The organism is Planotetraspora silvatica (assembly GCF_016863315.1).
GTDB lineage: Bacteria > Actinomycetota > Actinomycetes > Streptosporangiales > Streptosporangiaceae > Planotetraspora > Planotetraspora silvatica.
The window spans coordinates 32741-46758 of sequence record NZ_BOOQ01000009.1; the positions used below are offsets into that span (position 1 = coordinate 32741).

The following is a 14018-nucleotide window of genomic DNA, read 5'->3' on the forward strand; positions in this document are numbered from 1 at the left end:
TGCCGGCCAGGCGGGCTCGGCCCAATCGGAGGAACGGTGCGGCGATGGCGGACCCGACAAGAATGACGGCGGATGCCGCGATCTCCATCGTGCCCGCCAACGAGGCGAGCTGGGACGACCTGCAGGCCGTCTTCGGCGCGCGCGGCGATGCGTCCAGGTGCCAGTGCCAGTACTTCAAGATCCGGGACTTTCAGTGGAAGTCGGTTCCCGTTGAGGAACGCGCCGAGCGTCTGCGCGAACAGACCGGCTGTGATCGGCCCGAGGCCCGCACGACGAGCGGCCTCGTCGCCTACCTCGACGGCGAACCCGTCGGCTGGTGCGCGGTCGAGCCCCGCACCGCGTACGAGCGTCTGCTGCGCACCCGCGTCCCGTGGACCGGCCGCGATGAGGACAAGACCGATGACGGCGTCTGGGCCGTGACCTGCTTCGTCACTCGCTCGGGCTTCCGGCGCCGCGGCGTCGGCCGTGCGCTCGCGCGCGGTGCCGTCGACTTCGCGCGGGAGCGCGGCGCCCGTGCCGTCGAGGGCTATCCGATGATCACGCAGCCGGGGCAGGAGGTCGCCTGGGGAGAGCTCTACGTCGGCAGCAGAAGCATCTTCGCCGCCGCCGGGTTCGCCGAGGTCAGCAGGCCTACGCTCAGGCGCGTCGTGATGCGGATCGACTTCTAGCCGCAGTCGGCGGTCATCTGGTCCGGGGATATCAAAAAGGAGCGCGCTGCCGACGAGTGTTCCTTGGACCTCGGATTCGGTCGTCGGGTATGGGGAAGGAAACCCGTCCAACGGCGAGACGTACCCAGCGCGGACATGGGAAAGAGATCCGCTGTGGCAATTGCCTGATGGATTGCCGGTAATAGCCGATTTTATTCTGCGAATTCCCGAAAGGCTGTCATGCGGACCAGATTGACCATTCCTGCCCATGTCAGCCTCGTTCGGTTCGCCGCCGCTGCCGCCGCCGCGGTCGCGTTGCTCGCCGGCTGCGGCTCAGGCGAGGAGCCGACGCAGCGATCCGCCGCCGCGTCGAGCAACTCGGCGTCGACGCCCGAGGTCGCGCTGGCCTCACCACTGCCGCCGGAAGCGTCCACCTCACCGGCGTCGCCGAAGGCGGCCAACGGGACCGACCTTGCGGCGTGCAAGGACGCCGACTGCGAAGTGGAGGTCCGACCGGGTGACCGGCTGAAGATCGATGCCAAGTTCGGTTTGGATTCGATCACCGTCAAGTCCCTTGGGAGAGACGAGATCAGGCTGGCTCTCCAAGGCTCCTCGGGCGGACTCCATGTCGACGGACGAAACGTCAGCGTCAATAGCAGCTGTACCAACGGTCGCTGCCATGACGAAGGAGAGGTGTCGCTGACCACCGAAAGACCGGGGCGTATCAACACAATTCAGCTGCGTCTTGCGGAGGTCGCCTCCGACCACGCCATTCTGGTGCTTCTGCCGAAATAGCGTCTGTGGCCCAAGTGGGAAGCGGTCCCTCTGTGCGATCCGCCTCGTCAGGCAGGATCCGCGTGCGCGGCCGCCTGGACGGCCTCGACCGCTTCCTCGGCCGAGCCGCCGAGCCGGGCGACTTCGGTCAAATAAGCGCGGGCATGCTGTTCGATCAGGTCCGCTCGCGTCATCTGGGGCTCAGGCTGTGGCAGTACCCGGGTGCCGCCACCGCGTTTCCCGCTGACGTAACCGGCCCGCTCCAGTTCCCTGTACGCCCGCGCGACCGTGCCCACGGCCAGGCCCAGGTCGGCGGCGAGTTGGCGCACCGGAGGCAGGCGAGTGCCCACGTTCAACACCCCGCACCGGATCAGCTCCGCGAGCTGTGCCCGGATCTGCTCGTACGGCGGGGAGGGACTGGTGACATCTACCTTGATCACGACGGCTTGATCCCAGGACGGGAGAGCAGTTCGGCCAGGTACCAGACGGCCGAGCACGCGGAGAGGACGGCGACTCCCAGGAGCGCGCACGTTCCGGCCGTGGCCCAGCCGATGAACTCGCTCTGCCGGTGGAGAGCGTCCCCGGCGACGACGGCGATCCCCGCCAGCGGCAGGGCCACGCAGATGCCGTAGGCCGCGGTGACCACACGAGCGGAATGCGCTCGCCGCGCGTCATCCACGGCCCTCGCCGCCGCGTCGAGGTCCAGGCGTCCGCGCCGGACGACGCGGTGCACCGCCAGCGCGGAGAGCAGGAACGCGACCGCGAGTACGGACAGCAACGGCCAGGCGTAGAACCAGCCGGGCCAAGGGCTGACCGCACTGCGCACGGTTCCGTCCGGGCGGTTCGCGGCCAGCACCCGGCCGGGACGGCCCATGTCGTCGGCGCTCGCCGTGGCGGTGGTGACGGCCAACAGGACGACGGTGACCAGCGAGAGTGCGCCGGCCAGCGGCGCGGAGAACCTGGGCAGGTAATCGCGGGCCGTTCTGATCTCCAATGACGCACCGCGGATCGCTCCGTGCGGCCGCGGTGCGGCGGCCTCTCCCGTCAGCGTGCCGAACAGGATGCCCAGGCCCAGGGCGGGGGTCGCGAGCAACGGCCCGCGACCGAGGCCATCCCAATTCAGGACGAGCCAGGACGCCGTGAGCCCGAGACTCAGCCCCGCGAGTCTGGCCCACAGGAGACGCCTCGCCGTGGTGCGCAACCCGGAATCGACACTGCTGGAAGGCGCCACCGCCCGGGTTGATGAGACGAGCGTTGCGAGGAGCACGGACGCCAGTATCAGCAACACGGTGAGGGCCAGGGGGATCGCGGTGGTCACTGCGGCTCCTTTGTATCAACCGGACGATACAAAGAGTGCCTAATTCAGCCCGCTTGTGGCAAGTTATTGATACAAATCCGGCGATGCCCGGTCGCCCGCCCATGACCTTCCTTCCGGGTCGGACCGTCGCCCCGGCGGGGGGTCCGAGTGAATCAGCGGGCGGCGTCCAGGCGGGCGCGGTGTTCATCGTCGAGTTTGATGTCCAGGGCGCCCAGGGCCTCGTCAAGCTGGGAGAGGGAGCTCACGCCGACGATGGGGACCGTCGTGACGTCTCCGCCGATCAGCCAGGCCAGCACCACCTGGTTGACCGTTGCGTCCAGCTCGCGCGCGATCTCCCGTAGAACGGCGAGCCCGCGTACGGTGCCGGGGTGGTCGTAGGCCTCCGGGATCGGCCGGTCCTCGCGGGTGTAGGCGCCGGCCATGAGCGTGTTGTACGCCCACAGGGTCAGACCGGGCTCCGAGCGCAGGTAGTCGAGCATGTCGTCTTGAACCAGGACGTGGCCGGACTCGGGCAGCCGCACTCCGGGCCGGGGCCGCAGGTAGGTGTGGCGAAGCTGCACGTTGGTGTAGAGCGGCAGGCCGCCTGCCCGCGAAGTGGCACGGGCACGCTCCAGGCGCCAGGCCGCCACGTTGCTCGCGCCGATCTCGCGGACCTTGCCCGCCTCCGCCAATTCGGCGAAGGCCCCCAGGGTCTCCTCCAGAGGGACGGAGCGGTCCTCGATGTGGGCCCAGTACACGTCGATGTGATCGGTGCCGAGCCGCCTCAGACTGCCTTCGGCGGCCGCGGCGATCGTCGCGGCGGACAGGCCTTCTGCGGAGTTCATGGTCCGGTCGCCCGGAACGGTCGGCCGCCCACCGCATTTGGTGCTCAGTACCATCTGGTCGCGGTTGCCCCGTACGGCCAGCCAGCGGCCGATGGACAGCTCGCTCTCGTCGCCGGTGGCACCCTCGGTCCAGAACGGGTAGTTGTTCGCGGTGTCCAGCACAGTGCCGCCGGCCTCGGCGAACCGGTCGAGGATCGCGAACACGTCCCTGTCGTCGAGGACGGTGCCGAACGGGATGGTGCCCAGGGCGAGGGGGATGTATTTCATATAGATCATCCTGGCAGCCGAATCCGACCGGCCGTGGCTGCTGGTGATCTCGATCGGAGCCGGAGGCCGATTCACTGCGTGGCGGCGGTTCTCAGGGCGTGGAACTGCTTCAGCAGGGCCGCGTCGCCGGAGATGCGGACGGACGCGTCGTCGCCCCGGTTCCAGAGCCAGCGGAGGAGCGGAGCCGGGTCCCCGCTCACCAGCGCTTCTCCGTCGAAGCCCGTGGCCGCGTCCTTCACGTTCACCTGGCCGGGCTGTGCGCCCTCGCCCGCCACGGCCGTCAGCGTCCAGGCGTGGTGGCTCGTGGAGACCGTGACCGGGCGCTCATCCGGTTCGTCGAGGAGGGTGCCGAAGTCGTCCAGCCAGCGGGTGCTTCCGTAGCCCAAGAAGAGCTTCAGGACCTCGTCGACACCGTCGAGGGCGAGATCGTCCGGGACCGGGGACACCGGATGCCCGGCCGTAAGCTCGGCGTCGATGCGATGGATCACCGTCTCCTGAGCCATGCGGCGGATCCAGAAGCCGACGGTCTGATCGGGCTCGTGCCATGTGGCCGCGGGGTCGGCCGGGGAGTGTGCGGAGAACTGCTCGGACAGCGCCGCATGGGCTCGGTCCAGAGAGATCACAGGATCGGGGTCGAGCACGCCGGGCGGCCACTCCTCGGGGAAGGCCCTGAGCCGGATGCACTCGGCCTTGTGCAGGTAGACCTCCGCGACGTGTCGTGCGAGGTCGCCGACGGACCAGTCAGGGCACGACGGTACGCGTGCCGACGGATCGGCACTGACGACTGCGATACGCAATCGGACGAAGTCATCCTCAAGACAGCTGAGAAGCCGGGAAAAGTCCATCCGCACATCGAACCAGTCGCGCCCGGAATTCTGAACCGAGTTTCCAGCGGGCGCGCGCTCTGCCTGCCGGCTGCGGTTCAATCGCTCAGCGGGGCGCCGCGCCAGCGCCATTCCCGCAGTCGCGGGAGGCCGGGCAACTCGATGCGCCCCGTGGACCACGACAGCGCGTGCCACGGGTCGGCGGAGCCGAGATCGGCGGCGGCCCGCGGGAACAGTCGAGCGAGCACGCGTGCGCACACGTCGCGTGGCGGATCGAACGGGAGACCGAGACCCTGGGCGATGTCCTGGCCATGAAGCAGGGCCTCGACGCAGCCCATGGCGGCGAAGCCTTCAGGATCGGCCATCCCGGAGGGGTGGTACGCCCGCACATGCGGTGAGGCCGTCCGCACCGTCGCCACCAGGATGCGTCCACCGGCCTCGGCGAACTCCAGCACCTCGGCAGGGGAGGCCTTCTCATCGGCCTCCGCCATGAATCGCACGTACCTGCCGGTGGGCCGCACCACGATCTGGCCGGCGTATGACATCAAGCAGTCGCCGATGTGCTCGGCCGTCTGCCGGCAGGTCCATTCCAACGTGCCCGCCGGTACGGACCAATCGCGATCGGCGATCGGGCCGAGGGCGGCGACCACCTGGGCGATCGCTGCGTCCAAGTCGTCGGCGGTGACCGTCATTTCGAACTCCTCGGCTCTCTCAAGGTCGGAACCAAGCACCGTACGGGAGTTCGCACCGAAAGGTCGGGGTTACCGGTCGGGTCCTCTGGCCAGGAGGGTTCAGCCGATCGTGAAGAGCCTGGCGGCGTTGTGATGGCAGACGTCGCGCAGCCAGTCGTCCCCGAGATGCAGGTCGGCCAGTGCCCGCAGGGCCTCGCCGTACGGGTAGGGGATGTTGGGGAAGTCGGTGCCGAGCAGGATGCGCTCCTGGAGGTCCAGCAGGCGCGGGATCGCCGCGCGCGGGAACGGTGCGGTCTGCTCGGTGAAACGGGTGAAGGCCATCGTCGTGTCCAGGTGGACCCGCGGATGCCGTACGGCCAGCGCGAGGAACTCGGTGTATTCGGGGGTTCCCATGTGGGCGATGACCAGTCGCAGTCGGGGATACCGGGTAAGCAGGGCGGCGATCGGTCCCGGACCGGTGTGCGGGCCGGGAGCCGGGCCTGAACCGCAGTGCGTCACCACCGGGATGCCCTGGTCTTCCAGCAGGCCCCAGACCTCGTCGAGCAGCGGGTCGTTCGGGTCGTAGGCGCCCACCTGGAGATGCGCCTTGAACACACGGGCGCCCGACTCGATCGCGCGCGTCACGTACTGCGAGGCGCCCGGTTCGGGGAAGAACGTCGCGGTGTGCAGGCAGTCGGGGGTGCGGGCGGCGAAGTCGGCGGACCAGGAGTTCAGCCACGCCGCCATGTCGGGCTTGTGGGGGTAGAGCATCGAGGTGAACGCGCGCAGGCCGAAGGCCCGGAGGCGTTCGACCCGGTCTTCCTCCGCGAGCCGGTAGGAGATCGGCCAGTCGCGGCCCACCAGAGGCCCCGCGGAGTCGAAGTAGGCCCACACCTTGGCGAGCACGCGCTCCGGCATGAAATGGGTGTGCACGTCGATCAGGCCGGGCAGGCCGAGGTCCCGCCAGAATGCGATCACGGGCGCCACGTCCGCCTGCGCATCGCCGTGAGCATGATCGTCCGGAAGGGGGATGGCCCGTCGGGTCGCCTCCGTCATAACGCCACACGCTAGCCGTGGCGGCTCGGGCCGCTCGCTGCCAGGGTGCCTCCGGGACGATATTCGGCCGGAAACGCTGGACCATATATCGGGACCCGATATATGGTCTCGTCCATGACCAAGATGACGGAGGCGACGTACTTCATACTCGCCGCACTCCTCGAAGCCCCGCTTCACGGCTACGGGATCATCAAACGTGCGGGTGATCAGTCGGCCGGAAGAGTGAAACTCGCCGTCGGCACCCTGTACGGCGCGCTCGACCGGCTCACTGAGGCCGGCCTGGTGGTGCTGGACAGGGAGGAGGTCGTCGACGGCCGGCCGAGACGCTACTACCGGATCACCGAGGACGGCGTCGTCGCCGTCCGCCAGGAGGCGGTGCGCCTCCAGCAGGCCGCCAGGGTCGTCACGGGCCAGATCGCGGTGATGGGCGCATGAGCGCCACGGCCGCGCTGGAACGGCGCTACCGCAACCTGCTCCGGGCCTATCCGAAGGTCTACCGCCAGTGGCACGGTGAGGAGCTCATCGGGACGCTGATGGCGGCGTCCGATCCTGAGACCCGCCGTCCCGCGCTCCGGGAGACGTTCGCTCTCATCACCGGCGGGTTCGCCGCCCGTGCGCGAAACGCCAGGGCCGCGGGGGCGCCCTGGTGGGCCGACGGGCTGCAGTTGGGCGTGCTCGCCGTCGCGACGACCACGTTCGCACTGAGAGTCACCCTGATATATGGCTTCCGGCCGATCTGGGCGCTCGGCTCGATCGTCCTGATCGTGGCGATCATCCGGGGATGGGTGCGGCTGGCGCTTCCCCTTGCTCTGATCGCTGCGCTCGATGCCAGCCGTTTCCTCGTCCTGCACAACGACGCGTGGCAGGTGGCCGATTTCGGTCCTGCCTACGTGGAGGCGTCGAACATTTTGCCCTACTGGCTGATCGTCGCCGGCCTGGCCGTGCTCGCGGTGCGGCCGGGGAAGGGTCTCCCCACCCGATCGTGGGCGTGGCTCCTGATTCTGGGGCTCTGCTGGGGGCTGCAGTTCGTCTACCCCTACTACGACGGCAGCCTGACCTGGATGCTTTTCCGGGCGGGCGTCGAGGTGCTGGTGCTCAGTGCCGCGCTCTGGGCCACAGTCGCGGTCAGGGACGCCAGGTGGGCCCTCGCGGCGGCCGTCTATTTGATCCCCGGCCTGACGTACCTGGGCGAGAACCTGTCCATGCACGGCAGAAAGGGCTTCGCCTACTGGGGCCTGCTCACCCTGCTCGTGCTCGCGTCGTTCGTGGCGGCGCGGCGCACCAGGCAGAAGGTCTGAGCCATCCGAGCGGCCACTCCGGTCGCGGCCCGGTTCCGATTCGCGGAGCCGGGCTTTTCGACCTCGACGCCGAAATGAGCATTTCAGGGTCGCGGCCGCCCGCTTTACGTGCGAGGCGATTCACACCGTCCGGAATTTCTCCGCCACCGAGGTCGGTGACGGATAGGGGAACGTCTAAGGGTGATTCCAGGGTGATCCCGGTAGCCTGCCGACCTCCCATCAGCCGAATATGGGCAGGAGATTCGGTAGCAAACACAAAAGGCCGCCACCGAGCGTCGGGGTGTGCCTGGTGCCGCATCGCGCATTGCTATCGATGGGAGATCTGTGGCTCATTCCACCACGTCCTCCGCCCCACAGAGGCCGAACCCGGCACAGGCGTCATCCGTGACTCTTCAGAGCGTGTCCAAGTCCTTCGGGACGGGCCCGACCTCGGTAGTCGCGCTTCGTGATGTCTCCATGACCTTTCCCCAAGGCACCTTCACCGCTTTGATGGGCCCGTCGGGATCGGGAAAAAGCACGTTCATGCATTGTGCCGCCGGTCTGGAGCGGCCCGATGTCGGAGCCGTGTACCTCGCGGGAGCGGACATCACAAAGATGTCCGAGAGACGGCTGACGGTTTTCCGGCGTGACAACATGGGCTTCGTCTTTCAATCCTTCAACCTTCTCCCCTCCCTCACAGCCCGGCAGAACATCACACTCCCTTTCCTGCTCAACGGTCGACGTGCGGACCGGAAATGGGTCGACGAGATCGTGGAGCGGATGGGTCTCACCGAGCGGATGAGCCATCTTCCCGCCGAATTGTCCGGGGGACAGCAACAACGAGTGTCCATCGCGCGGGCTCTGGTCACGCGACCACAGGTCATCTTCGCCGACGAGCCCACCGGAGCCCTCGACACCCGGACGGGGACCGGCATCCTGCACCTGCTCAGAGAGACCGTGGACGTGTACGGCCGCACTCTCATCATGGTCACCCACGATCCACGCGCTGCCGCGTACGCCGATCGGGTCGTGTTCCTCGTGGATGGCGGCATCGTGGACGAGATGCGCAGTCCCACGGTCGAGCGGACCTCGGCCTGGCTGTCCCGGTCGGATGTGTGAGCCGTGCTACGTCTCGCCCTGAGATCCGTCAGCACGCGCAAGGCGCGTTTCGCGGGCTCGCTGCTCGCCATCGCTCTCGCCGTGACCGTCATCACGGCGGGAGGCGTGCTCCTGCAGTCAGCACTGACCGGCGACCGAGGATCACCGCGGTTCGACGCCGTCACGCTGATCGTCACCGGGAACTCCCACCTGCCCGTGGCGTCTGTGAACGGTCAGGCCATCGATGCCGGCGCCGATCCCGTGGGGGACGGTCTTCCTCCCCCACGGCTACCGCTCGCGGTGGCGAAACGCGTCGCGCAGGTGTCCGGCGTGCGTGAGGTGGTGCCGGACGTCTCTGTCTACAGCCAGGTCGTCAAGGTCGGCGAACCGTCGTCCATCGTGAACGCGGACGGCGCCATGCGGGGTCATGGCTGGAGCAGCAGCCGGCTGACGCCGTACCGGCTGCGGGACGGCCACCCACCGGTGAGCCCGGACGAGATCGTCCTGGACGGCCGTTTCGCGGCACGTAAGGGCCTCGGCACGGGAGACTCCGCAGACGTCGTGACGGCGGTCGACGGCACGCGCCGCTACCGCGTCGTCGGTGTAGCCGATCCGGCCACGCCGGGGCCTTCCCACGCCACCGCCGTCTTCTTCACCGATCAGACCGCCGCACGGTTGTCCGGAGATCCGACTCGCGTCGACGCGATCGCGGTGTTCGCGGAGTCGCACGAGGACGTCACGCGGTTGGCCTCTCGCGTCCGGGACGCCGCAGGGGACGGGACACTGGTGCTCACCGACACCTCCCAAGCGGAACCGTCGGCCGATTCCGGCGCCTATGTCGCGACCACCGCGTTCCTCGGCATCATGAGTGCCGTCGCGGGATTTGTCGCGATCTTCGTGGTCGCGGGGACCTTCTCCCTGCTGGTCGTGCAGAGACGTCGGGAGACCGCGGTGCTCCGTGCGGTCGGCGCCACGGGCGGCCAGGTCCGGCGCATGATCGCCGCCGAGGCGCTGGTGGTGTCCGCGATCGCGTTGGCGGTGGGGGTGCCCGCCGGGCTCATGCTGTCCCGGCCACTCGCAAGCCTTCTGGTAACGCTCGGTGTGGCTCCCACGGGCTTCCACCCGGTGTACGGGGCCGTCCCCGTGATCGTGGCGGCGGTGGCGGGGATCGGCCTCACTCAGCTGGCGGCCTTCACCGCCGCCGGCCGTGCCGCGCGGGTGCGCCCGACCGAGGCGCTGCGTGAGTCGGCGGCCCCGCCCAGGCGCCTGTCCCGGCTGCGGACGCTGGCAGGCTTCGCCTTCGCGGCCCTGAGCGCGTTCATCGTCGCCAACGGCATCGCCACCGGCGGAAACAAGGGCTCGGGGGACGTCTTCGTCGTGAGCTTCACGCTCATGGTCACGGCCACGCTGCTCGGTCCGATGGTCACCGCGCGGGTAGCCCGTCTGGTCGCTCCGCTGATCGCCGTTCTGGGTCGGGGGCAGGGTTTCCTCGCCGCGGCCAACTCCAAGGCCAATCCGTGGCGTATCGCTTCGGCGAGCACGCCGATCACCCTCGCGGTGACGTTCACCTGCATCATGATCTTCATGCCGCAGACCGTGCAGAAGCTGACTCTACGGGAGAGCCAGTTGCGGATTCAGGCCGATCACGTGCTCGTCTCGGCGGACGGCCAGGGCCTGCCCTCCGCCGTCACCCGGGACGTCGCCCGACTTCCCGGTGTCAGTGCCGTCGCCGCCACGACTCCGATCCCCGTGCGCCTTGGCATGGGCGGTGCGGGCGGGCCTGTGCCGACGCGGACACTGATGGCGCTCGCCGTCGTCCCCGCCCAGGTGACAGCGCTTCTGGATCTCGATGTGAAGGTGGGTCGTCTCAGCGCGCTGACCGATGACGGCATCGCCGCCAGTTCGGCCGCGGCGAGGGAGCACGGCTGGCGTGTCGGCGACAGGTTGCCCGTCGGGCTGCCGGACGGCACTCGTAGGGAGTTGCATCTCGTCGCGACGTACGACCGGAGCCTGGGCCTGAGCGACGTTCTGGTGCCGGCCGACCTGGCCGCGCGTCACGCACCCCAGGCGCTTGCCACGGCGATCTACGTCAAGGGCGAGACGGCAGAAGGCCTGAATGCGCTCACGAAGACCCACCCGACCCTGATCACGCTCTCGCGAAGCGCTTACCTGGCTCAGATGAAACAGAGCAGTGACGCTCAGACGACCGCCGTCTACCTCTTCATCATGCTGATCGGCCTCTACACGGCGATATCCGTGATGAACATGCTGGCCGCGGCGACCGCGGCGCGCGCCCGGGAGTTCGCGGCCCTGCGACTGGCAGGATCAACGCGGCGCCAGGTGCTGACGATGGTCGGAGGGGAGGCCCTGATCACCGTGGCGGTCGGTGTCTTCCTCGGCACACTCATCGCCGCGACCACCCTGGTGAGCTCAAGCCTGGCGCTGACCCGGACCCCCGTATTCGCCGCCCCACCGCAGGTCTACCTCACCATCGTGGCTACGGCAGTCGTCCTGGGCCTGGCCGCGACCCTGTTTCCAGCGGGGATGGCAGTAAGGCTGAGGGCCATATCGGTGATCGGAGCTCGTGAGTGAGCAATCGCCACCCGCCGTATCAGTCTCCACGGTCCAGATCATCAGTTGAACGCGCCCGCAACGCGATGAAGACGTCGATCAGCCGCTCATGCTCCGCGGCCAGCGGCCGGACGTACGGCCCGTAGCCGCAGTCGTCGAAGTCGATGGCGCGTACGGCTCGCGCGGCGGGGCTCATGGGAACTCCTCATCAGGGGGATCTCGTCTTGCCGGACCGGTCCGGATCTCTCACTGGGAGGGCGTTCAGAGAGGGGAGTGGCGATAGCGGAGGCGTTCCGCCTCCTGGGGCGTGCAGAAGAAACCGGTGTCCAGCGGAGTGGACCACGTCCGGATCGCGGAGAGAACCACCACGAGCAATGCCGCGGCGATGAACTCCACCACCAGGAAGATGCCGTAGAACAGGGCGAACTCGCCGGTGGGGCCGTCAGCCGACAGGAACGTCCAGAGCAGCAGGCACAGGCCGGGGAGACCGAAGGTCACCGCCGCCAGCCAGCAGATCGCTTTCAGGAACTCGCGCATGCCGCGATCCTCGGTGCGGCGGCGCGTGAGCGACTGAGTGCGAACGCTCAAATCTCCGTGCGGTGCGTACTCAGCCGGGTCGTCTTCCTCCACACGGCGCGGAAGCCGTACGGCGGCGCTATTCCTCTGTGCCGTCTTCGAGCGCCTTGGCGAAGCCCTTGATGGCGTCCCACACCTGATGCCGGTCGTAACCGCGCATCACGACCGTGAACGAAGTCTCGAGTAGCTCTTCGGCGGTGATGGTGCCGGCGTCGACCCGCGCCAGGATCACATTGACCTGATGGCGGTCATAACCCCGGAGCACCAGGTCGAACTCCTTGCCGCTCGCCGGCCCGCCGGCCAGGGGTTGCGCGGGAGTGACGACAGCGTGAGCCGCGGCCTCACCGCCCGGGCCCGCGAAACGGTCCTCGACGACGTCCCACACCTGGTGCCGGTCATAGCCGATCATCGCCACGCGGAATGACGGCTTCTCCAACTCTTCGGCGGTGACGGCACCCGCGGCGAGTCGCTCGAAGAACGCGTCCACCTGCTTCCGGTCATAACCCCGGAGGACCACGTCGAATTCTTCATTCATCAGATGATCGGCCCATCTCTCCGCCGTAGGGCGATGACGACTCACATCCGCTCGCGCGGTGCCGCCACGATGCTTCCATGGCGACCGCCGTCCTGCTGGCGAAATGATCGGTTTGTACGTTGTACGACTGTTTTGGTGTGCTGTCCGCATCGGAACGGGGAGGAGTCCGGCGTCAGGGCCGCTCAGCCCCGGCCTTATCACCCCTGCCTTATCAGCCCATGCCGGCGTACTGTCGGGGCCGCAGCGCCCGGGCGCGCAGCGCGGCGAGCGCCGCGGAGCGGCCCGCCTCGGTCAGCCGCCAGGGTGCGTCCCACGAGCAGTCGGCGCGCAGGGCCAGGGCGTCGAGACGGCGCTGGAGCTCGCCGAGCGGCGCCGCCAGGTCGGGCGGGGCCACCTGGCCGCCCTCGGCCGTCCGCCATCCCTCGCCGTTGACGACGTCGGCGACGCGTTCGCTCAGCTCGCGGTACGGCAACGGCCCGTTGTCCACCAGCAACATCAGCGCCGACTCACGGATGGAGATCTCGAAGTCGTGCTCGCCCCGGGCCGGGAGCAGCAGCGTGGCGGCCGCCTCACTCCACAGCGCCTCCGGGTCGTCGAGCAGCGTGCGCCCCGCGGGCGTCAGCTCGAGCCTCCGGCCCGTACGGCTCAGCGCCCCGAGTTCGTGGACGGCGATCTCCTTCAGGGTGGTCAGCGCGGGGACGTCGGCCTCGCTCCGCACCGACCGGGTGCTCATGGCGTCCCAGCCGAAACGGTCGACGGCGTCCAGGACGAGCGCCCGGGTGAGGTTGAACCTCTCCGTCAGCGGCGCGCCTTTCACCGCGAGGGCAAGCAGCCAGCGGAGCGGCTCGAGGTGCATGCCGGCCGGCGCAGGCACAGGGGCGTGCAGCCGTACCTCGAAGGGCTGGGCCAGCTCACGGCGGGCGCTGCCGCGTCCGAGGACCCAGCGGTTGAGCCGCTCCCCGTGGACCCGGTGCAGCCAGCAGTCGCCGCCGAGCTCGGGCCGGGGAGAGGTCAGCCAGCGGGTGGTCAGCGTCCCGCGGTCGACCGGATCGCCCGACACGATGGCGAGCTCCAGAGCGGCGGCGCAGGCGAGGTGCGCGCCCAGCTCCTCCGGCCCCATGATCGAGCTCCAGGAGAGCTCCGCGACATTGGGCGGCAGCACCCCCGTCTCCTCCAGCGCCTGGTGGTAGGCGGTGGCGCCCGCCTCCTCGCCGTCCCGGGCGTAGACACGGAGGATGTCGGCCGTGAGGGGAGAGTCGCACAACGCGGCGTACCGTCCCATTCCGCCGAGGCGGAGGAGCTCTCCGAGCGCCCGGGCGATGGTCGGCCGGTCGCCGGAGACCTTGATCGGCAACGTGTACCAGAGGAACTCGCACACATCGAGCTGGCTGATGGTCTCCAGCGCTTCGCCGCCGGTCAGCCATTCGACGGCCACACGTGCCGCGTCGGCGGTGTCCGGCTCGGCGCGCTCCAGCTCGGCGAGGAGAGCGGCCACGTCAGGTGCGGGCATGACTCGAAGTCTGCCGTATGCGACCCATCGTTGACGACGACCATGCCTCACTGGTGACCACCCCTGTGAC

Annotated in this window: 16 protein-coding genes; 6 read left to right on the top strand and 10 right to left on the bottom strand. The window is 68.8% G+C overall.

Features of this window, described 5'->3' with window-relative positions:
- Positions 1–62 precede the first annotated feature (62 nt).
- Both Psi02_RS07810 and Psi02_RS07815 read left to right on the top strand, forming a co-directional pair.
- A complete protein-coding gene (locus Psi02_RS07810) occupies positions 63–668 on the top strand; it encodes a GNAT family N-acetyltransferase (protein WP_203972789.1) in 606 nt (201 codons plus the stop codon).
- A gap of 231 nt (positions 669–899) precedes the next feature.
- Positions 900–1442 carry a hypothetical protein gene (locus tag Psi02_RS07815; protein WP_203972790.1) on the top strand — a complete coding sequence of 181 codons (543 nt, stop codon included), beginning with the start codon at positions 900–902 and terminating at the stop codon, positions 1440–1442.
- A 47-nt stretch (positions 1443–1489) separates the two neighbouring features.
- On the opposite strand, the gene Psi02_RS07820 is transcribed toward Psi02_RS07815, so the two are convergent.
- From Psi02_RS07820 to Psi02_RS07845, 6 genes are all read right to left on the bottom strand, one after another.
- Positions 1490–1861, bottom strand: a complete 372-nt coding sequence (locus Psi02_RS07820; RefSeq protein WP_203972791.1) for a GntR family transcriptional regulator — start codon at positions 1859–1861, stop codon at positions 1490–1492.
- Positions 1858–2739 (bottom strand): hypothetical protein, encoded by an 882-nt coding sequence (locus Psi02_RS07825; RefSeq protein ID WP_203972792.1) that lies wholly within the window; start codon positions 2737–2739, stop codon positions 1858–1860. Before Psi02_RS07825 ends, Psi02_RS07820 begins: the two co-directional genes overlap by 4 nt.
- A gap of 152 nt (positions 2740–2891) precedes the next feature.
- Complete coding sequence (locus Psi02_RS07830; RefSeq protein ID WP_203972793.1) at positions 2892–3830, bottom strand: aldo/keto reductase; 939 nt, start codon at positions 3828–3830, stop codon at positions 2892–2894.
- A gap of 71 nt (positions 3831–3901) precedes the next feature.
- Positions 3902–4675: a maleylpyruvate isomerase N-terminal domain-containing protein gene (locus Psi02_RS07835; RefSeq protein ID WP_275415159.1), complete on the bottom strand. Its 774-nt coding sequence runs from the start codon at positions 4673–4675 to the stop codon at positions 3902–3904.
- A 77-nt stretch (positions 4676–4752) separates the two neighbouring features.
- Positions 4753–5346, bottom strand: coding sequence for a maleylpyruvate isomerase family mycothiol-dependent enzyme (locus Psi02_RS07840; protein WP_203972795.1), 594 nt, complete (start codon positions 5344–5346; stop codon positions 4753–4755).
- A 99-nt stretch (positions 5347–5445) separates the two neighbouring features.
- Entirely contained in the window at positions 5446–6381 is a 936-nt protein-coding gene (locus Psi02_RS07845; RefSeq protein ID WP_203972796.1) for an amidohydrolase family protein, read from the bottom strand.
- Between the two features lie 114 nt (positions 6382–6495).
- Here Psi02_RS07845 and Psi02_RS07850 point away from each other — a divergent pair, with 114 nt between their 5' ends.
- The 4 genes from Psi02_RS07850 to Psi02_RS07865 all read left to right on the top strand — a co-directional run bounded on the left by Psi02_RS07850 (position 6496) and on the right by Psi02_RS07865 (position 11348).
- Complete coding sequence (locus tag Psi02_RS07850) at positions 6496–6816, top strand: PadR family transcriptional regulator (protein ID WP_203953859.1); 321 nt, start codon at positions 6496–6498, stop codon at positions 6814–6816.
- Entirely contained in the window at positions 6813–7679 is an 867-nt protein-coding gene (locus Psi02_RS07855; RefSeq protein ID WP_203972797.1) for a hypothetical protein, read from the top strand. Before Psi02_RS07850 ends, Psi02_RS07855 begins: the two co-directional genes overlap by 4 nt.
- 399 nt (positions 7680–8078) lie before the next feature.
- Entirely contained in the window at positions 8079–8777 is a 699-nt protein-coding gene (locus Psi02_RS07860; RefSeq protein ID WP_239094694.1) for an ABC transporter ATP-binding protein, read from the top strand.
- Between the two features lie 3 nt (positions 8778–8780).
- Entirely contained in the window at positions 8781–11348 is a 2568-nt protein-coding gene (locus Psi02_RS07865) for an FtsX-like permease family protein (RefSeq protein WP_203972798.1), read from the top strand.
- 19 nt (positions 11349–11367) lie between these two features.
- Here the strand turns inward: Psi02_RS07865 and Psi02_RS07870 are convergent, their stop codons facing one another.
- The 4 genes from Psi02_RS07870 to Psi02_RS07885 form a co-directional block, all read right to left on the bottom strand.
- Positions 11368–11523, bottom strand: a complete 156-nt coding sequence (locus tag Psi02_RS07870; protein WP_203972799.1) for a hypothetical protein — start codon at positions 11521–11523, stop codon at positions 11368–11370.
- Positions 11524–11588: 65 nt separating this feature from the next.
- Complete coding sequence (locus Psi02_RS07875; RefSeq protein WP_203972800.1) at positions 11589–11864, bottom strand: hypothetical protein; 276 nt, start codon at positions 11862–11864, stop codon at positions 11589–11591.
- 118 nt (positions 11865–11982) lie between these two features.
- Positions 11983–12438 carry a DivIVA domain-containing protein gene (locus tag Psi02_RS07880; protein WP_203972801.1) on the bottom strand — a complete coding sequence of 152 codons (456 nt, stop codon included), beginning with the start codon at positions 12436–12438 and terminating at the stop codon, positions 11983–11985.
- Positions 12439–12649: 211 nt separating this feature from the next.
- Positions 12650–13948 (bottom strand): hypothetical protein, encoded by a 1299-nt coding sequence (locus Psi02_RS07885; RefSeq protein WP_203972802.1) that lies wholly within the window; start codon positions 13946–13948, stop codon positions 12650–12652.
- Positions 13949–14018: the final 70 nt, after the last annotated feature.